General features: G+C 68.4%; 20 protein-coding genes and 2 pseudogenes. 9 read left to right on the top strand and 13 right to left on the bottom strand.

Annotated features, from left to right (window positions below; genetic code table 11):
- Positions 1-15 precede the first annotated feature (15 nt).
- Complete coding sequence (locus tag AB0J95_RS50475; protein WP_364773837.1) at positions 16-912, top strand: MerR family transcriptional regulator; 897 nt, start codon at positions 16-18, stop codon at positions 910-912.
- Between the two features lie 40 nt (positions 913-952).
- Here AB0J95_RS50475 and AB0J95_RS50480 read toward each other — a convergent pair whose 3' ends face one another.
- Both AB0J95_RS50480 and AB0J95_RS50485 read right to left on the bottom strand, forming a co-directional pair.
- Complete coding sequence (locus AB0J95_RS50480; RefSeq protein ID WP_364773838.1) at positions 953-1,441, bottom strand: SRPBCC domain-containing protein; 489 nt, start codon at positions 1,439-1,441, stop codon at positions 953-955.
- Positions 1,420-2,850: an MFS transporter gene (locus AB0J95_RS50485; RefSeq protein WP_364773839.1), complete on the bottom strand. Its 1,431-nt coding sequence runs from the start codon at positions 2,848-2,850 to the stop codon at positions 1,420-1,422. The genes AB0J95_RS50480 and AB0J95_RS50485 overlap by 22 nt, the downstream gene beginning before the upstream one ends.
- 92 nt (positions 2,851-2,942) lie before the next feature.
- On the opposite strand from AB0J95_RS50485, the gene AB0J95_RS50490 reads away from it, so the two are divergent.
- Entirely contained in the window at positions 2,943-3,395 is a 453-nt protein-coding gene (locus AB0J95_RS50490) for a helix-turn-helix domain-containing protein (RefSeq protein WP_364773841.1), read from the top strand.
- On the opposite strand, the gene AB0J95_RS50495 is transcribed toward AB0J95_RS50490, so the two are convergent.
- A complete protein-coding gene (locus AB0J95_RS50495) occupies positions 3,392-3,517 on the bottom strand; it encodes a hypothetical protein (protein ID WP_364773843.1) in 126 nt (41 codons plus the stop codon). The genes AB0J95_RS50490 and AB0J95_RS50495 overlap by 4 nt on opposite strands.
- 169 nt (positions 3,518-3,686) lie before the next feature.
- Between AB0J95_RS50495 and AB0J95_RS50500 the strand changes: the two genes are divergently transcribed.
- Together AB0J95_RS50500 and AB0J95_RS50505 are read left to right on the top strand one after the other, a co-directional pair.
- The gene (locus AB0J95_RS50500; protein ID WP_364773845.1) at positions 3,687-3,977 is read left to right on the top strand and encodes a hypothetical protein; all 291 of its coding nucleotides are present in this window, start codon (positions 3,687-3,689) and stop codon (positions 3,975-3,977) included.
- Between the two features lie 230 nt (positions 3,978-4,207).
- Complete coding sequence (locus tag AB0J95_RS50505; RefSeq protein WP_364773846.1) at positions 4,208-4,453, top strand: hypothetical protein; 246 nt, start codon at positions 4,208-4,210, stop codon at positions 4,451-4,453.
- A 42-nt stretch (positions 4,454-4,495) separates the two neighbouring features.
- Here AB0J95_RS50505 and AB0J95_RS50510 read toward each other — a convergent pair whose 3' ends face one another.
- Positions 4,496-6,100, bottom strand: coding sequence for an MFS transporter (locus tag AB0J95_RS50510; protein WP_364773848.1), 1,605 nt, complete (start codon positions 6,098-6,100; stop codon positions 4,496-4,498).
- 85 nt (positions 6,101-6,185) lie between these two features.
- Between AB0J95_RS50510 and AB0J95_RS50515 the strand changes: the two genes are divergently transcribed.
- The gene (locus AB0J95_RS50515; RefSeq protein WP_364773850.1) at positions 6,186-6,815 is read left to right on the top strand and encodes a TetR/AcrR family transcriptional regulator; all 630 of its coding nucleotides are present in this window, start codon (positions 6,186-6,188) and stop codon (positions 6,813-6,815) included.
- 220 nt (positions 6,816-7,035) lie between these two features.
- Here the strand turns inward: AB0J95_RS50515 and AB0J95_RS50520 are convergent.
- Positions 7,036-7,224: pseudogene (locus tag AB0J95_RS50520) on the bottom strand (hypothetical protein); the annotation flags it as partial.
- 131 nt (positions 7,225-7,355) lie between these two features.
- Here AB0J95_RS50520 and AB0J95_RS50525 point away from each other — a divergent pair.
- On the top strand, positions 7,356-8,078 hold the full coding sequence (locus AB0J95_RS50525; protein ID WP_364773852.1) for a class I SAM-dependent methyltransferase: 723 nt from the start codon (positions 7,356-7,358) through the stop codon (positions 8,076-8,078).
- Positions 8,079-8,117: 39 nt separating this feature from the next.
- Here AB0J95_RS50525 and ugpC read toward each other — a convergent pair whose 3' ends face one another.
- The 7 genes from ugpC to AB0J95_RS50560 all read right to left on the bottom strand — a co-directional run bounded on the left by ugpC (position 8,118) and on the right by AB0J95_RS50560 (position 16,898).
- Positions 8,118-9,233 carry a sn-glycerol-3-phosphate ABC transporter ATP-binding protein UgpC gene (gene ugpC, locus AB0J95_RS50530; protein ID WP_364773853.1) on the bottom strand — a complete coding sequence of 372 codons (1,116 nt, stop codon included), beginning with the start codon at positions 9,231-9,233 and terminating at the stop codon, positions 8,118-8,120.
- A gap of 13 nt (positions 9,234-9,246) precedes the next feature.
- Positions 9,247-10,173, bottom strand: a complete 927-nt coding sequence (locus tag AB0J95_RS50535; RefSeq protein WP_364773855.1) for a carbohydrate ABC transporter permease — start codon at positions 10,171-10,173, stop codon at positions 9,247-9,249.
- A gap of 10 nt (positions 10,174-10,183) precedes the next feature.
- Positions 10,184-11,143 (bottom strand): sugar ABC transporter permease, encoded by a 960-nt coding sequence (locus tag AB0J95_RS50540; protein WP_364773857.1) that lies wholly within the window; start codon positions 11,141-11,143, stop codon positions 10,184-10,186.
- Positions 11,140-12,582, bottom strand: coding sequence for an ABC transporter substrate-binding protein (locus AB0J95_RS50545; RefSeq protein ID WP_364773858.1), 1,443 nt, complete (start codon positions 12,580-12,582; stop codon positions 11,140-11,142). Before AB0J95_RS50545 ends, AB0J95_RS50540 begins: the two co-directional genes overlap by 4 nt.
- A gap of 483 nt (positions 12,583-13,065) precedes the next feature.
- The gene (locus tag AB0J95_RS50550; RefSeq protein ID WP_364773860.1) at positions 13,066-14,400 is read right to left on the bottom strand and encodes a hypothetical protein; all 1,335 of its coding nucleotides are present in this window, start codon (positions 14,398-14,400) and stop codon (positions 13,066-13,068) included.
- 368 nt (positions 14,401-14,768) lie between these two features.
- Entirely contained in the window at positions 14,769-16,460 is a 1,692-nt protein-coding gene (locus tag AB0J95_RS50555) for an EAL domain-containing protein (protein ID WP_364773861.1), read from the bottom strand.
- A gap of 69 nt (positions 16,461-16,529) precedes the next feature.
- Positions 16,530-16,898, bottom strand: a complete 369-nt coding sequence (locus AB0J95_RS50560; protein WP_364773863.1) for a hypothetical protein — start codon at positions 16,896-16,898, stop codon at positions 16,530-16,532.
- Positions 16,899-16,966: 68 nt separating this feature from the next.
- Between AB0J95_RS50560 and AB0J95_RS50565 the strand changes: the two genes are divergently transcribed.
- Complete coding sequence (locus AB0J95_RS50565; protein WP_364773865.1) at positions 16,967-17,755, top strand: glycerophosphodiester phosphodiesterase; 789 nt, start codon at positions 16,967-16,969, stop codon at positions 17,753-17,755.
- A gap of 31 nt (positions 17,756-17,786) precedes the next feature.
- On the opposite strand, the pseudogene AB0J95_RS50570 reads toward AB0J95_RS50565, so the two are convergent.
- Positions 17,787-18,155 (bottom strand): annotated as a pseudogene (locus AB0J95_RS50570) (transglycosylase family protein); the annotation flags it as partial.
- 310 nt (positions 18,156-18,465) lie between these two features.
- On the opposite strand from AB0J95_RS50570, the gene AB0J95_RS50575 reads away from it, so the two are divergent.
- Together AB0J95_RS50575 and AB0J95_RS50580 are read left to right on the top strand one after the other, a co-directional pair.
- On the top strand, positions 18,466-19,821 hold the full coding sequence (locus AB0J95_RS50575) for an MFS transporter (protein ID WP_364773867.1): 1,356 nt from the start codon (positions 18,466-18,468) through the stop codon (positions 19,819-19,821).
- Positions 19,822-20,168: 347 nt separating this feature from the next.
- A complete protein-coding gene (locus AB0J95_RS50580; RefSeq protein ID WP_132116218.1) occupies positions 20,169-20,513 on the top strand; it encodes an RNA polymerase-binding protein RbpA in 345 nt (114 codons plus the stop codon).
- The last annotated feature ends 271 nt before the right edge of the window (positions 20,514-20,784 follow it).

Below are 20,784 nucleotides of genomic sequence, written 5' to 3' on the forward strand. Positions count from 1 at the left end.
TTGAGGCTGAGTGCCGTGACCGAACTGTTCTCCATCGGGCAGCTGGCCCGCACCACCGGGTTGCCGGTGCGCACCGTGCGGTTCTGGTCGGACCTGGGCCTGGTGCCCCCGGCCGGCCGGACCAGCGGCAACTACCGGATGTTCGACGCCGAGGCGGCGGCCCGGCTGGATCTGGTGCGCACGCTGCGTGAGCTGGGTATCGACCTGGACACGGTGGAGCGGGTGCTGCGTGAGCAGGTGACCGTGGCCGATGTGGCCCGGGCGCATGTGCGCGCGCTGGACGCGGAGATCCGGACGCTGCGGTTGCGGCGGGCGGTGCTCAGTTCGGTGGCCGACCGTGGCAGTACGACCGAGGAGATGAAACTGATGCACGAACTGGCCAAGCTGTCCGCGCAGGAGCGGCAGCGGATCATCGACGAGTTCGTCGATGAGGCGTTCGCGGGTGTCGAGCCGAGGCCAGAGAGCGCGCACATCGCCACTGGCATGCGCACGATGCCGGCCGAGCTGCCCGACGAGCCGACGCCCGAGCAGGTGGACGCCTGGATCGAGCTGGCCGGGCTGGTGGCCGACCCGTCGTTCAAGGCCCGGGTGCGGGAGATGGCCACGGCCGGGGCGCGGTCGGCGCCGCGGGCCGAGCCGATGGACCCCACCTCGGTGGTGGAGCACGCGGGCGCCGCCCTCGAGGCCGGTATCGCGCCGGATTCGCCTGAGGGGCAGGAGATCCTGGCCCGGATCGTGCCGGAGTCCACGCCGCGGGACAAGCGGCTGGAGCTGGCCGACACCCTGGCGACGTTCTCCGACCGGCGGGTGGAGCGGTACTGGTCGCTGCTGGGCACGATCAACGGCTGGCCGCAGCGCCCGCCGGCGGTGCCGGCGTTCGAGTGGGTCATCGACGCTCTGCGCGCGTCTTAGAACCCTTGTGGCCGGCCGGGCTTCCGGCCGGCCACGCGCATCAGCACGGTGCCGGGGCCACGAGTTCGGCGAGGTGCCGCAGCGAGTTGGCGAGGTGGTCGGGGCCGAACGGGGGGAAGTGGATGTAGGCGCGGCGGAACTGCGGCACGCCTGACCAGTCGTAGGTCAGGGTCACCTCGGTTTCCGACGGGCCGAGCGGGACGAGGTCGTAGCGCCAGATCCAGCCGCCGAACTCCAGGTCTTCGTCGTCGTCCCGGTCCCCGCTGGTCTGCCAGCCGATGCTGCGGTGCGGGTCGAGGACCTCGACTTTGTTGGCTGTGCGGTAGTGCCGGTCGGGGTGGCCGGGGTGGTACATGCCCATCCGGAAGATCTGGCCGACCTTGGTCAGCGGCGTGCGGTCGACGGACTGCTGTACCCAGCCGGTGCCGTCGATGGCGGAGTGCTGGGCCGGGTCGGCCAGGACCGCGAAGACTTTCGCGGCGGGCACGGCGACGGTCAGCACGGCGCTCACGTTCTCCTGGTGCTCCACGGTGTCGTTGTCCTCTCATCTCGGCTCTCACCCTGGCTACGAACGGGCCGGGCGGCAAACGACACGTCGGTGCCGGGATGATTCTGCCGGGGTTGCAGCGCCAGTCCCGCGAGGGCGGCCAGGGCGCCGGTGGCGGCGATCATGTACCAGACGCCGTGGTAGCCGCCGGTGGGCACGATCGCGACGAGGGCGGCGATGCCGACGACGGCGCCGATCTGGCGGAAGCCGGAGGTGATGGCGATGCCGGTGGCGAACCGGTCGGCGGGCAGCCGGGAGACGGCGGCGCTGCTGAACGCGGGCAGGGTGAACCCGACTCCGGCGCCGGTGAGGAACAGCGAGGGGAAGACCTCGGTGAGGTAGGCCGGTTCGGTGCCGGTGCGCAACGCCAGCAGCAGCGCGCCGAGGCCGAACATCAGGCCGCCGGGGATGGCGATGGCCCTGGGGCCGAACCGGTCGGCCAGCCGTCCCGCGATCGGCGCGGTGAGGGTGGCCATGATCGAACCGGGGGTGGCGGCCAGGCCCGCGTCGAGCACGGTGAAGTGCCAGACGCTGGTCAGGAACAGCACGTTGCACAGCAGCAGCGCGTAGAAGCCGACGCTGAACGCGAACGAGCCGGCGTTGGCGACCGAGAACTGCCTGACCTGGAACAGGTTCAGCTCGAAGACGGGGGTGTGGTGGCGGGCGGAGCGCAGTATGAAGGCGGCCAACAGCAGTGCGGCCACAGCGAATCCGCCGTAGGTGATCGCGGTGTCCCAGTCCTGGGCTTTGACCAGCGAGAGCGCGAGGACGGTGACGGCGGCGGTGAACAGCAGCGCGCCGAGGGCGTCCGGCCAGCGGCTGGTGGTGTCGCGCTCGGTCTCCTTGAGCAGGCGGCGGGCGGGGATGAGCGCGATCAGGCCGATGATCAGGTTGACGAAGAACACCCACCGCCAGCCCTGCCACTGCACCAGCACGCCGCCGAGGGTCGGGCCCGCGATCGCCGCGATGGCACCGGTCGCGGTGTTGAGTGAGACCGCGGTGGCCCGGCGTTCGGGCGGAAACTCCGGCAGGACAAGGCTGAGCGCGGTCGGCAGGATCGTGGCCGCGCCGATCGCCTGCACGACGCGGGCGGTCACCAGCAACGGCACGGTCGGGGCGAGTCCACATGCGACGGACGCGGCGATGAACAGGATCAGCCCGCCGAGGAACATCCGTTTGCGGCCCACCCGGTCGGCGAGCCGTCCCGCGGGCACCAGGGCGGCGGCGAACACGACGTTGTAGGCGTTGAGCACCCAGGAGATGCCGTTGAGCGGGGTGTCCGGGAAGTCGTGCCGCAGGTCGGGGAACGCGACGTTGACGATGGTGACGTCCAGCAGGGCCATGAACACCGCCACGGAGGTGACGATCAGGACCTTCCAGTGCCGGGCCATGCCGGTCACCGCCACTCAGTGGGTTGCATCATGAAACGGAAGACTAGACATAGGGCGTTGCGTGACGCAACCAAGCAGGTAGAGTGGCCCGCATGTTGGGCAGTACGTACTCCGACCAGGTGTGCTCGGTCGCGCGGAGCCTGGAGGTGGTCGGCGAGCGGTGGACGCTGCTGATCGTGCGCGACGCTTTGCTGGGCATGCGCCGGTTCGAGGAGTTCCAGAGGAGCCTCGGCATCGCCCGCAACATCCTGTCCGACCGCCTGGCGAAACTGGTGGAGCACGGGATCCTGCGCCGGGTCGAGTACTCGGAGAAGCCGGTGCGCGCGGAGTACGTGCTGACCGACCGGGGGCGTGAGTTGCGGGGCGTGATCCTGGCGCTCATGCAGTGGGGCGACCGCAATGTGCCGAATCCCGATGGGCCGCCGCGGCTGTCACGGCACATCGGCTGCGGCGGTCTGGTGACCGAGCAGCCCGTGTGCCAGGAACATGGCGCGATCCCGGTCAGCGAGGTGGAAGTCGTCCCTGGTCCTGGTCTGCGCGGCTAGCGTTCCTGGATCCTGTCCCAGGTCGAGCCGCCCCAGCGCACGGCGAACGTCCGGTTGGACCCGCTTCTGTTCATCAACCGTTGGTCCGGCCGCCCGACCGGCAGCGACAATGCATCCATCATCAGTTTCCCCCTCGTGCCTGTGGATTACTCCTGTCCCACGCTCCCTACAAGAGGGGATGCCCGGCCGCGGGATACCAGCGGCTCGGTAACCGGCTTGCGTGGTGTAGGGCGGCCGTTTGCCGGGGCGATATCCGAATGGCCATCCGCTGAACCGGAAGGCGCTGGACGCATGCGGGATGAAGACCGGCTTGAACTGCGGATCTCCGACAACGCCGAACTGCTGTCGTTGCAGCGGACGTTGAGCCTCGCGCAGGACGTCCAACTGGAACGCGTTCCCGGCACCCCCGCACCGGATTCGCTCGGGGTGGCCGACTATCTGACGGCTGCCGGGGGCGGTGCCGGGCTGCTCACGGTGATCAAGATGCTGCCGGATTTCCTGCGCGAGGCCAAGGAAGCCGGTTCCGACCGTGCGGCCGAAGCCCTGGAACGCTATCGCCGCCGCGACTGCGACCGCCGGTAACGCAGGCAACGCGCCGCCCCGGACCACCGCTGGCCAGTCGCACCGGAACCACCCGCAAGGTGGGTGTCCGGTGCAAGCAGGTGTTTCTGGACGCGATCGCCGGCCAGATCCTGACCGGCCCGGACATCCCCGCGACGGCGACTGGGCTGCGCGCAAGAGATGCACCGCGGAATGCTGGCCCCGGCTGGTGGGCACGAGGAGGTCTCCCCCGCGATCCTGACGTGTGATCGGTGCGCGTGGCGGGCAATTGCTCGTGGGTGCGGCGGATCGACATCGGCAGCCTGCACTCGCCGATCGATCTCGCTCCGCTCACCGAGTTGCCCGCGGTGGAGGAGATCACGATCGAGTCGCGTCGGGGCGTCAAGGACTGGGCGCCGCTGCTGGGGATCCCGCGGTTGCGGACGGTGCACGCGTCGATCGATGGTTCCGTTGCGGCGCAACTGATCGCGAAAGGCGTGGCGGTCGACATGCACTAGCGCCACCAGGACGGTCCTGGTGGCGCTAGTGGGAAACTGGGGTCAGTAGCGGACGGCGGCGTGCTTAGGGAGCAGGAACCCGATCAGGAACGTGCCGGTCAGCAGTCCCGCCGTGGTCAGTGCCGCGATCCCGGCGGCGTGCAGGGAGTTGAGCACGGTCGGGCCGAGCAGTCCGAAGAAGACGGTGCCGATCACTGCCACGCCAAGGGAGATGCCGAGCTGCTGGACGGCCTGCAGGATGCCGGTGGCCGACCCGACCTCGCGGTCGGCGACCTCGCCCAGGATGATGTCGAACATCGGGGTGAAGATCATGCCCATGCCGATGCCGCCGATCAGGTTGGGCAGCAGGAAGTGCAGGGTGCCGATGTTCTCCCCGGCGAGCTGGAACATGGCGTAGAAGCCGAGGACGCCGATGGTCATGCCGGCCAGGCCGATGTGCAGCAGGGTGCGGCCGAGGCGGGTCATCAGGGCGCCGCTGATGGTGGTGCCGACGATCGCGCCCATCGCCCACGGCGCCATGGTGAGGCTGGCGTGCAGCGGGGTGTAGCCGAGGCCGATCTGCAGGAACAGGCCGACGGTCAGCATCAGGCCGCCCATGCCGGCGGTGAACGCGATGGCGAACAGCACGCCCGCGGCGAACGACCGCTTGCGGAACACGCCCGGCTCGATCAGCGAGGTGCGTCCGGCGCGGGCCCGCCGGACTTGGTGGGCACCGAACGCGGCGAAGGTCGGCAGCGAGGCGGCCAGCATGATCAGGATCCAGCTGGGCCACCCCAGGTCGCGGCCCTGCACCAGCGGGAACAGCAGGAGGAAGGTGCCGGTCGCGGCGAGCAGCACGCCGGTGAGGTCCAGTCGCGAGCGGCGGTCGGCGGGTGCGGAGACGGGCACGTGCTTGGCGGCGATGGTCAGCGCGTAGGCGCCGACGGGCAGGTTGATCAGGAAGATCATCCGCCAGCCGGTGCCGAGCAGGTCGGCGTCGATCAGCAGGCCGCCGAGGATCGGGCCGAGCACCGCGGACAGGCCCATGACCGGCCCGAACACGCCCCACGCCTTCTTCATCTCTTGGGGCGGGAACAGGTCGCGGATGATGCCGAACGTCTGCGGCAGCATCACCGCCCCGAACGCGCCCTGCAGCACTCTGGCGGCCAGCAGTATCCCTGGTGACCAGGCGGCGGACGCGAGTAAGGAGGCGAGGGTGAACCCGGCGGCGCCGGTCATCATCACCCGCTTGCGGCCGAACATGTCCCCCAGCCGGCCGCCGACCAGCAGCGCGATCGACAACGCGAGGGTGTAACCGGCGGCCATCCACTGCATGGTGGCCAGCGACCCGCCGAGGCTGCCGTGGATCGCGGGGGCGGCCACGTTGATCACGGTCGAGTCGAGCAGGTCCATCACCGTCACGGCGACCACCGAGGAGAACGCCAGCCACCTGCGCACCGACTTCGCGGGAGCGCCGTGCGCTGTTTCTTGAGCGGCTTCCGCGGCCTGCGGCATCTCAACGCCGTGCTGCGCCGTCTGCACCTCGGTGCTCTGAGTCAGCTGCGGGTTCTGCGCGGGCTTGGTGGTGTCCGTCGCTGACGCGGTCCGCGTTGACTGGGTGGCTGCCTGTGGGGCTGCGGTTGTGGTGGTGTCGAGTGTGGCGGTCATCGGGAGCCTCCCAGTTGCGGAATGAATCGTTCCGTTCCGACTGTAGCGGAACGAAGTATTCCGTTCAAGTGGTAGGGTGGGTGTCATGACGAAGCCGATGAGCGGGCGCCGGGCGCAGGCGGCGCGCAACGATGAGGTGATCCTGCGGTCGGCGCGGGAGGTGTTCCTCGCGGATCCGTCCGCTCCGATCGCGGCGGTGGCGGAGCACGCGGGGGTCGGGATCAGCGCGCTGTACCGGCGTTATCCGTCGAAGGAGGATCTGCTGCGCAAGTTGTGCGCGGACGGTCTGGCGCAGTACACGGCGGTCGCGGAGGCGGCGGTCACCGATGAGGGTGATCCGTGGGAGGTGTTCGAGCGGTTCATGGCCGGGATCGTGGCGACCCGGTCGAGTTCGCTGGTGCGGCACCTGGCGGGGATGTTCACGCCGAGCGAGGAGCTGTACCACGCGTCGGCGTATGCGGGCACGCTCAACGACCGGATCTTCGAACGCGCCCAGCAGGCCGGGGTGATCCGGCCGGATGTGAACGTCAACGACATGGCGTTGATCTTCGAGATGGTCGAGGCGGTCACGATCGGCGATGAGGCCCGGAGACGCGAGTTGCGGGGCCGGTATCTGGCGTTGCTGCTGGACGGGATCCGGGTGTCGTCGAGCGTGCTTCCGGGTCGTGCGCCGGAGGACCGGGAGCTGTCGTCGCGGTGGGATCCGGGGACGTGAGGTCCGCGGTCAGCAGGTCCAGCACCGCGGGTGGCGGGAAGTCTGGCCAGGTCCGGGTGGTGTCGTGGCGGCGGTTGAGCCGGCGGTCGAGGAACCGTTGTGCGCGCCGCAGTCCATCGGCGGCCTGGGCGGGGGTGAGGCGGCCGTCGGTGAGGGCGTCGGCGTAGTCGTCGAGGTCCAGGACGCGGTAGGGGTGGTCGGGCGGGCCGACGATGACGTCGATCCACATGTCGTCGACGTGCACGGTGTCACCGTTGTCGGTGACGGTGACGAGGTCGCAGTACCACCAGCCGCGTTGCCGCGAGGGGAACAGGACGGGCTGGTTGATCTGGATGCCGTCGTCGAGCAGGACGAAGCTGCGCTGGGTGTGGGTGGCGCCGTGCAGCCGGAAGGTCCAGTCGTAGGCCATGACCTCACCGGCTCGTACACCCGCGGCCCGTACGGTCTTGTCCCTGATGACGGTCACCGGCTCCACGTGTCGCGACTGTAGCGGGGAAAACCGTTGGCGGCGCGGGCCGGTGGGCTGGCAGGGTCGGATGGGTGACTGCGGGGTACTTCGACGAGGATGTGGCCGGGCGGTACGACGAGGCCAGCGCGGAGATGTTCGCGCCTGAGGCGGTCGATCCGGCGGTGGAGTTCCTGGCCGGGCTGGCGGGTGACGGCGAGGCGCTGGAGCTTGGCGTGGGGACGGGCCGGATCGCGGTGCCGTTGAGCGCCAGAGGTGTTGGCGTGCATGGGATCGACATGTCCGAGCCGATGGTGGCGCGGATGCGGGCCAAGCCCGGCGGCGAGCGGATCGGTGTCACGATCGGGGATTTCGCGACTGTCCAGGTGGGACGGACGTTCCGGTTGGCGTACCTGGTGTTCAACACGATCGGCAACCTCACCACGCAGGACGCGCAGGTGGCGTGTTTCCAGAACGTCGCCGCGCAGCTGGAGACCGGCGGGTGTTTCGTGATCGAGGTGGGGGTGCCGAGCCTGCGGCGGCTGCCGATGGGTGAGACGGTACGGGCGTTCAAGGTGAGCGCGGAACGGCTGGGGTTCGACGAGTTCAACACGGTGACGCAGTCGCTGGTCTCCCACCACTACTGGCCGAAGGACGGGCGGAGGTTCTCGATCCCGCTGCGGTATGTGTGGCCGTCCGAACTGGACTTGATGGCGCGGATCGCCGGGATGCGACTGAAAGAGCGGTGGGCGGGCTGGCGGCGTGAGCCGTTCACGCACGACAGCACGAAACACGTGTCGGTGTGGGAAAAGCTGTAGCCGGCCCCCGAACGACCGGCTACAGCGTCCGCGGAAACCTCAGTCCGGCAGGCGTTCCCCGGATTCCTTGTCGAACAGGTGCACCGCGCCCGGCTGCGGCCGGACCCCGAGCTGCTGGCCGCGCTGGTGGGCGGACATGCCGGGGGTGCGGATGACCACCGGGTGCGGGGCTTCGCGTTCCTCGACGCTCTCCCCCGCCGCGACCAGCTTGACCTCCGAGGAGCCGTAGAGATACTGGTCGGAGCCCAGTTCCTCAACCGCTTCGACGGTCACGGTCAGGCCGTCGGCGTGGGACACCAGGTCCCAGCCTTCGGGGCGGATGCCGACGATCACCTCGGGACCGGTCAGCGCGGCGCGCTGGGCGGGGGTCAGCGGAATGGTCGCGCCACCGAGCTGCACGCCGGTGTCCTCGGCGCGGGCGGGGATGAGGTTCATCGCCGGGGAACCGATGAACCCGGCCACGAACACGTTGCGGGGCTTGGCGAACAGCCCCACCGGGGTGTCGCACTGCTGCAGCAGCCCGTCGCGCAGCACCGCGACCCGGTCGCCCATGGTCATGGCCTCGACCTGGTCGTGGGTGACGTAGATGGTGGTGGTGCCCAGGCGGCGCTGCAGGGACGCGATCTGCGTGCGGGTCTGCACCCGCAGCTTGGCGTCCAGGTTGGACAGTGGCTCGTCCATGCAGAACACCTGTGGCTGGCGCACGATCGCGCGGCCCATGGCCACGCGCTGGCGCTGGCCGCCGGACAGCTTGGCGGGCTTGCGTTCCAGGTACTGCTCCAGGTCCAGCAGCTTGGCGGCCTCGCGGACGCGCTCGTCGCGCTGGTCCTTGGGCATCTTGGCGATCTTGAGGTGGAACGCGATGTTCTCGTGCACCGTCATGTGCGGGTAGAGCGCGTAGTTCTGGAACACCATCGCGATGTCGCGGGCGCGGGGCTCCATGTCGGTGACGTTCTTGTCGCCGATCCAGATCTCGCCCTCGTCGACGCCTTCCAGCCCGGCCAGCATCCGCAGGGTGGTGGACTTGCCGCAGCCGGACGGGCCGACCAGGACGAGGAACTCCCCGTCGGCCACCTCGAGGTCGAGCCGGTCGACCGAGGGCTTGTCGTTGCCCGCGTAGTACCGGGTCGCGCCCCGGAACGAGACCGTAGCCATCTTGTGGTGCTCCCTACTTCCCGGCGCCGAGGGTGAGGCCGGTGATGATCCGTCGAGCCAACAGGATGTACAGCACGAGCATGGGCAGCACGATGATCGCCACGCCCGCGAGCAGCCCGCCGTACTCCGACTGGTAGGCCGCGGCGTTGTAGAAGGTGAACAACGCGCGCGAGAGGGTGAAGTTCGCGTTCTCCTGCAGGAACACGATCGCCAGCAGGGTCTCGTTCCACAACCCGATGGCGTTGAGGATCAGCGCGGTGATCAGGCCGCCGCGGGCCAGCGGCAGCATGATCGACCAGAACGTGCGGGTCGGTGAGGCGCCGTCGATGGCGGAGGCTTCTTCCAGCTCGTCGGGCAGGGAGCGGAAGAACCCGGTCAGCAGGAACACCGTGAACGGCAGCGACAGCGCCACGTAGAGCACGCCGAGGCCGAACAGGTTGTTGGTGAGCTTGATCTTGGCCAGCACGATGAACAGCGGGATGATCACCGTCTGGAACGGGATGCCCATGCCGATGGCGATGAACCCGGTCAGCGGGCCGGCCCCGCGCACGCCCAGCCGGGAGAGCGCGTAGGCGGCGGGTGCGGAGATCAGCACGATCACCACCGAGCAGACCGCCACCAGGATCACCGTGTTGAGGAACGCGGTGCCGAACTCGGCGGTGTCCCACGCGTAGATGAAGTTGCGGAACGGCCGGCCCGAGACGAACAGCTGATTGGGCAGCGACAGCGGGTTGCGGAAGATCTCCAGCGGGGTCTTGAACGCCGCGGCGATCAGCCAGTACAGCACCATGATGTTGAACAGGGTGAACAGCCACACCACGGTCATGCCGATGACGCGCAGCGGCGAGAGCCGTTTGACGCCGGGCGCGGGTTTGGGGCGGCGCGGGGCCTTGCGCATGGGGGTGTCGGTGGCTGCGGGCGTGAGGGTTTCTGCGGTCACGTCGGGCCTCTCAGAACTGGATCGCCTCGCGGCGCAGCAGCCTGCGCAGCGCCACGACGAACACCGACACCAGGGCGATCATGACGACCGCGCACGCGCACGCCGTGCCGTAGGCGGGGGTGTCGCCGAAGGAGCGGTCGAACACGAAGATGCCCAGGGTCCAGGTGTGGATGGGCGGGGCGTAGGTGCCCGATCCGGCCATCACGAACACCAGCTCGAAGATCTTCACCGCGTTGATCGTCCAGAGCACCCCGGCGATGCCGACCACGTCCCAGGTCAGCGGCAGGGTGATGTTGCGGAACTTCTGCCACGGGGAGGCGCCGGCGATGGACGCGTCCTCGTACAGGTACGGCGGGATGCGGTCGACCGCGGCCATCAGGATGGTGATGTAGAACCCGGACGAGGCCCAGATGATCGAGCCGAGCACGACCCAGGTGACGGTGTCGGCGTCGAGGAACTTCTGGCCCTTGATGCCGATGCTCTCCAGCAGGAAGTTGGCCAGCCCCTGGCGGCCGGGCTGGTAGCGGTAGACCACGCCGAAGAACATGCCCAGCGCCACCGGCGCGACGATGTTCGGGAAGAACAGGATCGCGCGGACCATGCGGTTGCCGCGCATGTCGCGCAGCACCATGGTGAACAGGAACGCCAGCACGAAGGTGCCGATGCCGCCGAGGGCGATGTAGATCAGCGTGTTGGTGAAGGCGTGCTGGAAGCCCTCGTCGGCGAAGATCTGGCCGTACTGCTTGAAGCCGTTGAACTCCGGCGTGTCACCGGCGCCCTTCCACGAGGAGAAGCTCAGCACCACGGTGGCGATCGTGGGCGCGATCAGGAACACGCCGTAGAGCACCAGGGTGGGGATGAGGAACGGCCAGAACAGCCGTTTGCGGCGGGCGACGTGCGCGGCGGGGGTGCCGCCGCCTGCCCTCGGCGTGGTGCCGAGGGCAGGCGGCGACGACAGCTGGGCTGTCATCCCTGGGACTTCCAGAAGTCCGCGGTCTTCGGGCCGATCCCGTCGATGAACTGCTGGGCGGTGATCTTGCCCTTCAGCAGGTCGTTGTTCAGCGGGTAGAACGCGTTCTTGACGAAGTTGCCGCCGTAGAGGGAGTCGATCGAGTCCATGAACACGACCTTCTCCTTCTTCGAGTCGGTCAGCGCCGCGTTCATCTGCTTGAGGTCGTCGGGCACCGGCAGCTCGGGCCGCGGCGAGAGGTTGTCGGCCACCGCCGGGATGCCCTTGGCCAGGTCCTTGTTGGAGAAGTACGCGATGAACGCCTTCGCCGCGTCGGGGTTCTTGGCCTTCTTGGTCACGGCCCAGCCGATCGGCAGGAACTCCACCGTGTCGTGGGTGGCGTCCGCGGGCTTCGGGAACTGGAACGACCCGTAGTCGATGGTCGTGCCGCCGCCCTGCTTGCCCAGGTACTCGCGGGTCTCGCTGGGGCCCCAGGAGCCGACGAACAGGTAGGCGGCGTCACCGTCGGCCCAGCGCTGCTGGATCTGCGGGAACTTGCCGGCGTCCCAGCCGTCGATGAAGTAGCCGCCCTTGGCCAGCTTCTCCACGTATTGCGCGGCCTTCAGGAAGCCCGGCTCGGACTTCCACAGCGCGCCGGTCTTGTCGTCGACGGCCTTCTGGATGCCGCCCGCGCCGACGTACCGCTCGGCGATCTGGGTGAAGAAGTAGGCGTTGTAGAAGTCGATGTCGCCGTCCTGCGCGATCGCCCCGCCACCCTGCTTGGCCTTGTCCAGCAACGCGAACAGGTCCTCGGTGGTCTTGGGCTCCTTGAAGTCGGTGACCTTCTTCTTGTTGTACCACCACCCGTTGGACAGGACCTCGTACGGGATCTCGAAGAGCTTGCCGTCCTTGTCCTTGTTCTGCGGGATGTCGTAGAGCTCCTTGGGGATGACGTCCTTGACCGTCTTGTCCCCGGCCTCACCGGTCTTCATCGCCAGCACGTCGTCGAGGCCCTGCGTGCCACCGGCGTCCACGACCGCGGCCTTGACCTGGCTGATGTCCTGGTCGATCAGGTCGGGCACGGTGTCGGTGTTCAGCGCGGGGGCGACGTTCTGGGTGAGCATCTTGCGGCCCAGCCACTGCACGTTGACCTTGACGCCGGCCTTCTCCTCGAAGCACTTGAAGGCCTTCTGCAGCACCCGGCCCTGCGGTTCGTCCTTGGTCCACATGGACCAGTAGGTGAACTCCTTCTGGCTTGGCTTGACGCCCACCTCGGGGCAGGGCGCGGAGATGTACTCCTGCTCGCCGACGAGCTTGCCGTCGTCCCCGGCGGGTGCGGCACCGCCGGAGCCGCCGTTGCCGCTGTCCGTGGACGAGCCACAGCCGGCCAGCACGAGCGAGACGGCCGCGCCCAGCACGATCGCGGAAGTGCGTCGCGTACCGTCGAACATCGATCGCATCCAGTCACCACCTATGGAGCTTTTGACAAGGCAGGATTCCACCTGCCTTGCGCGGATGTGCAACTATTCCGGCAGTTTCAAGCAGAAGTCAACACAAAGATGCAGCTTTGTTGCATTGGTCTGTACCAACTTAGCCTGGCGGGCAGCATGCCCTCACGGGCACCCATATGTCCAGCCCACAATCCGCCATGCGGGTGAGCGCCGGGTCTCCCCGAAGACGGGAAATCACTCCCTGATCAGGTGAATTCTCCACCGGGACGAGTGACGGCACGCGAGCGGCACGCCCTGCCGGCCGACCAGGCCTTGGTCGCCGCCCAGCACCGGCCGCTCGCCGTGACACACCCATCCCCCGGTCCCTCCGTCAGGAAATGCCCAACATCCTGGCACCGCCGCCCCGCGCGCGACACCCGGCCCGCGCGAACATCCGGGATGATTCGTAGGGTTGCGCCTACATAACGGTTCTGAGTAGGCCGCGAGGCGTGGTCAGCCGCGGTAGGTGACGTCCGCGCCGGGGTCGCTCAGTTCGTCGACGGCGTGATCGGTGCGCTGCTGGCCGTGGACGTGCACGAGCGACAGGTAGAACAGGGCGGGGGCGGCGGGGGCCCAGGATTCGCGGCGGTCGGGGCGCAACAGGTAGGTGATGACCGGGTGGGGGTCGAAGCGGACGTAGTCGAAGCCCTGGTGTTCCCAGGCGTCCTGCACGCCGCGGCCAAGGTTCTCCTCGAACCCCTGGCGGGTCATGCGCCGCAGCCGCGCGAGGAAAAGGGCGCACCAGTGGGAGTTCGAGGTGACCACGGCGAACGCGAGCAGGCTCAGGTCGTACTGGTCGGGCCGCAGCCTCAGTTCCTCTTTCACGCCGCGTTCGGCGGCGCGGAACAGGTTGGGCGCACGGCCGTCGGGTGAGTCCAGCGCGCGCTGCAGGCCTTCGTTGGCCGAGGAGTTCCAGACGTCCTTGCCGACACCGACGCGGGAACTGCGCCGCGACACCACGAGCCACCCGTCCGCGGTGACCACGGCGACGTTGAGGCCGAAGCTGGAGCGCATGAAGTCCGGGACGTCGCGCGGGTCGCGGCCGGCGAGATACAGGCCCCGCAAGGTGTTGCCGTCCGGCAGCGGCTTGTCGAGCTGCTGGGCGGCGATGAACGTGTAGTAGTCGGAGTACTTGAGGTGCAGGGTCACCTCGGGCAGTTCGTGCGGGCCGCGGCGGGTCACCACGAAGTCGTGCACCGCGTACCGCGGCGCGGGCCAGTAGTAGTCCAGGCCGGCGGTCTTGCGGCGGTGCTGTTCCCTGATGATCCCGGCCCGCAGGTGCTCGACCACCGGCGGCAGCGAGACCTCTTCGGGGGTGACGGTGACGCGCACCGCGTCCTCGCTGATCGCGCGTTCGCCGTCGCCTTCGAGGATCCGGCAGCTGGTGGCCAATGACCCGACGGTGAACCCGGGGAACCTCGCCGTCTCCGGGAACGACCCGCGCGCCCGGTGGTAGCTCTCCCGCCAGCAGCCGACCTGCCGCTCCAGGGTCTCAGGCGCCGGGTGCGCGGTCCTGAGCAGCGCCCGCACGACGTCGAACAGCAGCGTCTCGTTGTAGCGCTGCGGGCTGGGCCGGAACATCTCGCGGGCGGTCCCATACGCGCATCTGACCTCATGACGCGGCACACCCCGGGCCGCCATTTCCGATTCGACCAGCGCCGGTAATGCCCGCAGCCGCACACCCGACCATTCCCGGAGCGCCTGCAGTCGTGGGGCGAATTCGGCGAGGGAATCGGGACGGCCGGGATCAGGGGGTTCACCGAACGGCGCCGAACGGACGATGGTCACAGGCCCTCCTCATCGGTACCGGCGAACACCTCCCATACTGCACCACACCTCAAGCCAAGCGCCTGACCTGCGATGATCGGACTTGGTCGGAAATTTTGCCCGCACTCCGATCCCAAGGCCATGCTGATACCACACCGAACAGCACAGAAAGGCCTGACGGGATTCAATGGAAACACATAGTTAGGTTCTGAGCGGATATCGAGATCCGTCGACCTGTCGATGGCGAATTGATTTCACAAGGGGGAGAGTGAAATGTTTGTCGCGCCAGCAGGCGCCGCGGCCAGGTGCGCCTGCGCCTGGAACTCTGGCTCGGACGTCACGCCGGACTGCTGGCAGCCCGGCGCCCGGTCACGTGTTTGGCGAACCCGCTAGGCGTTCTCGGCGCGGGCGCGTTCGGCGGCTTCCTCCATCGACTGCGGCCGCTGCGGCCAGCCGCCGACGTTGGGGCGCGCCAGCAACGCGTTCAACGGCTCGGGACGGCCGAGGTGGAAGCCTTGAGCCACCCGCACACCCAGCCGCGACAGAGCCTGCACCTGTGTCGGCCGCTCGACCCACTCGGCCACCACCGACAGGCCCAGGCCGCGGGCGATGTCCACGATCCCGCTCACCAGCACGGTGTCGCGGCTGCCGTAGTCGATGCCGTGCACGAACTCGCCGTCGATCTTCAACCCGGTGATCGGCAGCTGCTTGAGGTGCACGAACGAGCCGAACCCGGACCCGAAGTCGTCCAAGGTGATCCGGCAACCGGATGCGCGCAGCTGCTGGGCGAGGCTGCGGGCGGCGTCGAGGTTGGTGACCGCCGCGGTCTCGGTGATCTCGAACCCCAGCCGGCCCGGCGCGACGCCGGCGGCCGCGATCCGGTCGAGCACGAAGTCGCCGAAGTCCTCGTCCTCGAGTGTCCGGCCCGACACGTTCACGTTGAACCGCAACCCAGGGTAAGGGTGCTCCACCAACGCGTCGATCGCCGTGCCCGCGACCCACCGGTCGATGTCCAGCACGAGATCGCTGCGCTCGGCCGCGGGCAGGAACTCCCCCGGCCCCAGCCGCGGATGCTTGTTGTCCTCCAGCCGCAACAACAGCTCGTGCCCCACCACCCGGCCGGAGGCGAGCTTGACCATCGGCATCGCGTGCAACGCGAACCCGCCGTCCTGCAACGCACCCCGCAACCGGTCCAGCACCGACACCCGCAACGCGGTATCGGTGTAGTGGCCCTGCTCGTACACGGTCACCCGGTTGCGGCCCGCGGCCTTCGAGGCGTACAACGCGAGGTCGGCGTTGGCCAGGATCGCCTGCCACGACTCCCCCGTGTCGAACCGCGCCACCCCGGCACTGATCGTCGTACGCGTCCCGCCCGACCCACCGCTCAACGGGATCGCCGCCACCGCCGTGCGCAACCGGTCGGCGACCGCCACCGCCTCCCGCTCATCGGCACCCGGCAGCACCACCGCGAACTCGTCCCCACCCAGACGCCCGACCACCTGACCATCGGTCAACCGGTCCCGCAACAGGTTCGCCAGCGTGCACATCACCCGGTCACCCGCCGGATGCCCACGCAGATCGTTGATGTCCTTGAAGTTGTCCAAATCCAGCAGCAGCAACGCACCCCGCACCCCGAGCGCCAGCTGGCGCTCCAGCTCACGGGTCAGCGCCCGGCGGTTGGGCAGACCCGTCAACGGGTCCTCCTCCACCATCCGCAACAGGTCCTCATGCCGGTGCCCCAGCTTGGCCGCCCGCAGCTCCTGATCCCGCCACCGGGTCACATCCACCGCCCGGAACAGCAGATCCTCCGACGGCAGCGCGGAACACGACACCTCAAGCCACCGGTGCTCGTCGCCGGAACGCCACGAGACCACCACATCAGCCGCACTCGGCGACTCGGGCGCACCCGCCAGCAACGCCGGGAGGGACCGGCCGGAACTCTGCTCGGGCGACAACCCGAGCAAAGCGGCCATCCGTGGGTTCACCCACTTCACCCGGCACCGCTGGTCGGTGACGGCAAACGCGATATCGCTGGCCGCCAGCACCTCGCCCACTGAGGCGCTGTCGTCACTCACTAACACCCTCGCAGGTTCTCGGCCCACCAGACTTCGACAACGCAGGTCGCGACGAAGCGTAGCCGACCGCGCACCTCAGCGCAGACGCTCCAGCGCATCGGCCGAACGCAGGATCTGCGCCGCCAGCCTGCCCAGCTCCGCCGCGTCGGCCCCGTCCGCCGCGGCGGTCACCACATCCTCCGCCGCGCACCGCAGCTGGAACAACCGGTCCTGCAGATCCGCCAGCTCCGCGGTGGACAACACCACCGCGTCGTCGGGCAGCCCACTGCGCTGCAACGCCGCCCGCCGCTCGTAAGCACGTTGCCGACATGGCTGCGCACAATAGCGCCGCGGCCGCCCCACCCGGTCCTCCTCCGGCAGCCTGCGCCCACACCAGCCACAGTGCCGCGGCTCACCACGCCCGGAAAAGATCGGGTCGGTCCGGCCCCCGGTAACCACCGTCATGACATTCGACCGTATCTGTCCATCGTCTCGCCACCCATACGCCACGCCGCCGGTACACAATCAATAGCGTGCAGGACCATGACTACCTGGCCGGACCGTACCCGCGCGCGTTCGCCCACCGCGGCTGGCACCTCGGTGACCTCAGCGGCATGGAGAACTCCCTCAGCGCGTTCCGCCGCGCCGTGCAGGAGGGCTACTCCTACATCGAGACCGACGTGCACGCCACCGCCGACGGAGTCGTCGTTGTCCACCACGACGACGAACTCGACCGCACCACCGACGGCCGCGGTATCGTCGCACGCCTGCCCTGGCGCAAGGTCAGCCAGGCCCGCATCGGCGGCCGCGAACCGATCAGCCGCCTCGAGGACGTCCTGGAAGAGCTGCCCGACGCCCGGTTCAACATCGACGTCAAGACCGACTCCGCGATCGAACCCGTCGCCGAACTCCTGCGCCGCACCAACTCCCTGGACCGGGTCTGCCTCGCCTCGTTCTCCGACTCCCGCCTGCAACGCCTGCGCGGCCGCATCGGCCCCAAACTGATCACCTCGATGGGCCCCCGCTCGGTCGCCGCCCTCTGGGCCGCCGGCCGCCTCTGGGCACCCCGCGCCTGGCGCGCCATCCGCGGCCGCATGGCCCAGGTCCCGGTCAGCCAAGGCATGCTCACCGTCGTCGACCGCCGCCTGATCAGCGCCGCCCACCGCCGCGGCATGGAAGTCCACGTCTGGACCATCGACGACCCCGCCCAGATGAACCGCCTGCTCGACCTCGGCGTCGACGGCCTGGTCACCGACCAGCCCGGCGTCCTGCGCGACGTGCTGCGCGCCCGCGGCGTCTGGCCGGTGCCCAGGACCGTCTGAACCCGGATCGACCGAAACGTCCTACCTGTCAGATGTATGCGGACTCCGCATACGTCGGCACCCGCTTGCTGCGCGCGTCCCGGTCCTCGGTCAACCCGAGCCTGCGCGCACAACCCCACGGCTGCCAGCCACGCATCCGGTACAGGTACAACGCCCGGTAGTCCTGCTCATCCGCCGACGCCAGATGCGGACTGCCCGTCCCGCCGACACTCCGCCACGTCGGCAACGTGAACTGGTACGCCCCGTAGTGCTTGCCGTTGTGGATGTCATACCGCCCACCCGATTCACACTGCCGCAACCGCGCCCAGCTCGACACCGGCGGATCCGCCCACGCCGCCCCTCCAGGCAGCGCCGTGATGACTGAAGCGACCACAAGCAAAGCCATGACCAGCCGTTTCATCATGGTCAGCCACGCTAGGACACCCCAGCCCCACGCGCCTCACATGTAACTCACACGGTGGAAACGGACACCACGCCCGCCCAGCACCAGCCCCACACCGCCCGAACCTCCCGTTGCCAACCGCCGCCCACCTTGCTATCGACCTGCCCCAAAATCCGCCCCACGGCGACGAACAAGCAGGTCGCGGCCCATCCAGATGAATTTTCGGTACCGCACCGGCACCGGAATGGACCGAAGTGCCCGCCACCCCGGCCGCTACCAGTACAGTCCCCGCAACCCGATGAGCAGATGATCTTGCCGGAAGGCGGCCATGACAGAGGTCCTCACCACGCCGGAAGCAGGCGGCAAGCTGCGCCGGCAACGGCTCGGCTGGTACGGCTACGCGTGGGCAAGCCACACGTTCGAAGCCACCGTGATCACGGTCTTCATGAGCCGCTACCTACCCTCCACCGCCGAGAACGCCGTCGGCGAGAACGGCAGGCTGCACGTCCTGGGCATCCCCATCGCCCCCGGCTCGCTGTTCACCTACGTCATCTCCCTGTGCAGCATCTCCCTGTTCATCGTCCTGCCCGTCATGGGCGCCATCGCCGACCGCACCGGCCGCAAACGCGGCATGCTGCTCACCTTCGGCTACCTCGGCGCCTTCAGCGTCACCGCCATGTGGTTCATCGGCGAGAAGGACTGGCAACTCGGCTCCATCCTGCTGATCATCGCCTACCTCACCTACAGCGCCGCCAAGGTCGTCGCCAACTCCCTGCTGTCCGACCTCGCCGACGCCGACCAGCGCGACAAGATCTCCTCCATCGGCTGGGCCACCGGCTACATCGGCGGCGGCCTGCTGCTCGCGCTCAACTTCGTCTTCTCGTTCATGATCGACGACAAAGCACTGCTTGCCAGGGTTTCCCTGTCCAGTGCCGGTATTTGGTGGGCGATCTTCGCACTCATCCCGGTTTTCCTGCTGCGCAACCTCCCCCGTTCCCGCCCCGAGCGCAAGATCGAGGGATCCGTTGTCACCGCCGGATTCCGCGAGCTCGGCGACACGTTCCGCAAGCTGCGCGCCTACCCGCAATCCCTGCTGTTCCTCGTCGCATTCCTCGTGTACTACGACGGCATTTCCACGGTCACCGCACTGGCCGCCGACTACGGCGAGAAGGAACTGCTGCTGTCCGACGAGACATTGCTCTCCGCCATCCTCATCGTCCAGTTCGCCGCCTTCGGCGGAGCCCTGCTGCTCGGCAGGCTCTCCGGACGCTGGGGCGCCAAGCGCGTCATCAGCTACAGCCTGGTGGTCTGGATCGGCGTGGTCGTGGCCGCCTACTTCCTCCAGGCGGGCAGCGCCGTCCAGTTCTACATCCTCGCGATGCTGCTCTCCATCGTCATGGGCGGCACCCAGGCGCTGTCACGCTCCCTGTACTCCAGCATGATCCCCCGAGGGAAGGAGGCCGAGTTCTTCTCGCTCTACGAGGTCTCCAGCTCCGGCACCAGCGCACTGGGCCCGCTGCTGTTCGGCCTCGCCCTGCAGAACACCGGCAGCTACCGCATCGCCATCGTCAGCCTGATCGTCTTCTTCGTCGCCGGCCTGCTCATCCTGCTCAAGGTCAACGTCCACAAGGCGATCACCGCGGCGGGCAACACCGTCCCGGCCAGCCTCAGCGGCAGCAAGTGACCCGGTAAAAGATCCGTTTTCGAAGCCGAACAACTACTATCCGTCAGCCAAAGACCCTGTGACCGAAGCCTCGTTTGGGGAGCTTCACCACCGGGTACCTCAGCAAGTTGGAACGACCCGTTAGCTAGCTCCTCCAATCGGGTGAGATGTTGGTGTGGATTGAGGGATAACGCGTCACTTTCCCGCGCCGATTCCCTCCCTTAGGAGGAAGCTGTTGTTGACGGGTGAAGCATGTCACTGTGAGCGACGAGATCCGGAAGAGAGGGAATCTTCCGGCCCGTTCCGTCGTTGCGCACAGTGAGCAACACCCTGGCTCGTCGCCTCGAGCCGAACGAAAGGACACCGCCATGGCCGACCGTGTTCTCCGTGGAAGCCGGCTGGGTGCCGTCAGTTACGAGACCGACCGCAACCACGACCTCGCGCCCCGACGTACGGTTCGGTATGCGTGCCCGAAGGACCACGAATTCGAGGTGCCCTTCTCGGACGACGCCGAAATCCCCCCCACCTGGGAGTGTCGCCTCCACGGTACCGAAAGCAAGATGATCGACGGCTCCCTCCCGGAGCCCAAGAAGGTCAAGCCCCCCAGGACCCACTGGGACATGCTGCTCGAGCGCCGGACCATCCCGGAACTCGAGGACCTGCTCACCGAGCGACTCGAAGAGCTCCGCGGCCGGCGCAGCCGCACCGCGTAGCAACGACACATACAAAAGCCCCGCACGGACCTCCCTCCCGTGCGGGGCTTCTGTATTTGATGGTCCTCGCTTCGCTCGGACGGGGCTCGGTCGCCGGAAGCCGGTCATCCGCACGGTGTTTGTTGGTCCTCGCTCCGCTCGGACAGGGCTCGGTCGCCGAAAGCCGGTCATCCGCGCTCCGCACCACGCGACCGGCGCCGCTCACTGCCTGCTGGGCGATCGGGCCGGGGCGGCGCTGGGTCGGCCTCCAGGGCCGCGCCGAGCATCCGGT

Origin of the sequence: Actinocrispum sp. NPDC049592 (genome assembly GCF_040675465.1) — a bacterium.
Lineage (GTDB): Bacteria > Actinomycetota > Actinomycetes > Mycobacteriales > Pseudonocardiaceae > Kibdelosporangium.

Bases quoted from the DNA above. Each gene is read 5' to 3' on its own strand.
- AB0J95_RS50485 (WP_364773839.1), bottom strand. From the start codon at position 2,850: ATGGCCCGGCACTGGAAGGTCCTGATCGTCACCTCCGTGGCGGTGTTC.
- AB0J95_RS50490 (WP_364773841.1), top strand. From the start codon at position 2,943: ATGTTGGGCAGTACGTACTCCGACCAGGTGTGCTCGGTCGCGCGGAGC.
- AB0J95_RS50495 (WP_364773843.1), bottom strand. From the start codon at position 3,517: ATGATGGATGCATTGTCGCTGCCGGTCGGGCGGCCGGACCAACGGTTG.
- AB0J95_RS50500 (WP_364773845.1), top strand. From the start codon at position 3,687: ATGCGGGATGAAGACCGGCTTGAACTGCGGATCTCCGACAACGCCGAA.
- AB0J95_RS50510 (WP_364773848.1), bottom strand. From the start codon at position 6,100: ATGACCGCCACACTCGACACCACCACAACCGCAGCCCCACAGGCAGCC.
- AB0J95_RS50515 (WP_364773850.1), top strand. From the start codon at position 6,186: ATGACGAAGCCGATGAGCGGGCGCCGGGCGCAGGCGGCGCGCAACGAT.
- ugpC (WP_364773853.1), bottom strand. From the start codon at position 9,233: ATGGCTACGGTCTCGTTCCGGGGCGCGACCCGGTACTACGCGGGCAAC.
- AB0J95_RS50540 (WP_364773857.1), bottom strand. From the start codon at position 11,143: ATGACAGCCCAGCTGTCGTCGCCGCCTGCCCTCGGCACCACGCCGAGG.
- AB0J95_RS50545 (WP_364773858.1), bottom strand. From the start codon at position 12,582: ATGCGATCGATGTTCGACGGTACGCGACGCACTTCCGCGATCGTGCTG.
- AB0J95_RS50560 (WP_364773863.1), bottom strand. From the start codon at position 16,898: ATGACGGTGGTTACCGGGGGCCGGACCGACCCGATCTTTTCCGGGCGT.
- AB0J95_RS50575 (WP_364773867.1), top strand. From the start codon at position 18,466: ATGACAGAGGTCCTCACCACGCCGGAAGCAGGCGGCAAGCTGCGCCGG.
- AB0J95_RS50580 (WP_132116218.1), top strand. From the start codon at position 20,169: ATGGCCGACCGTGTTCTCCGTGGAAGCCGGCTGGGTGCCGTCAGTTAC.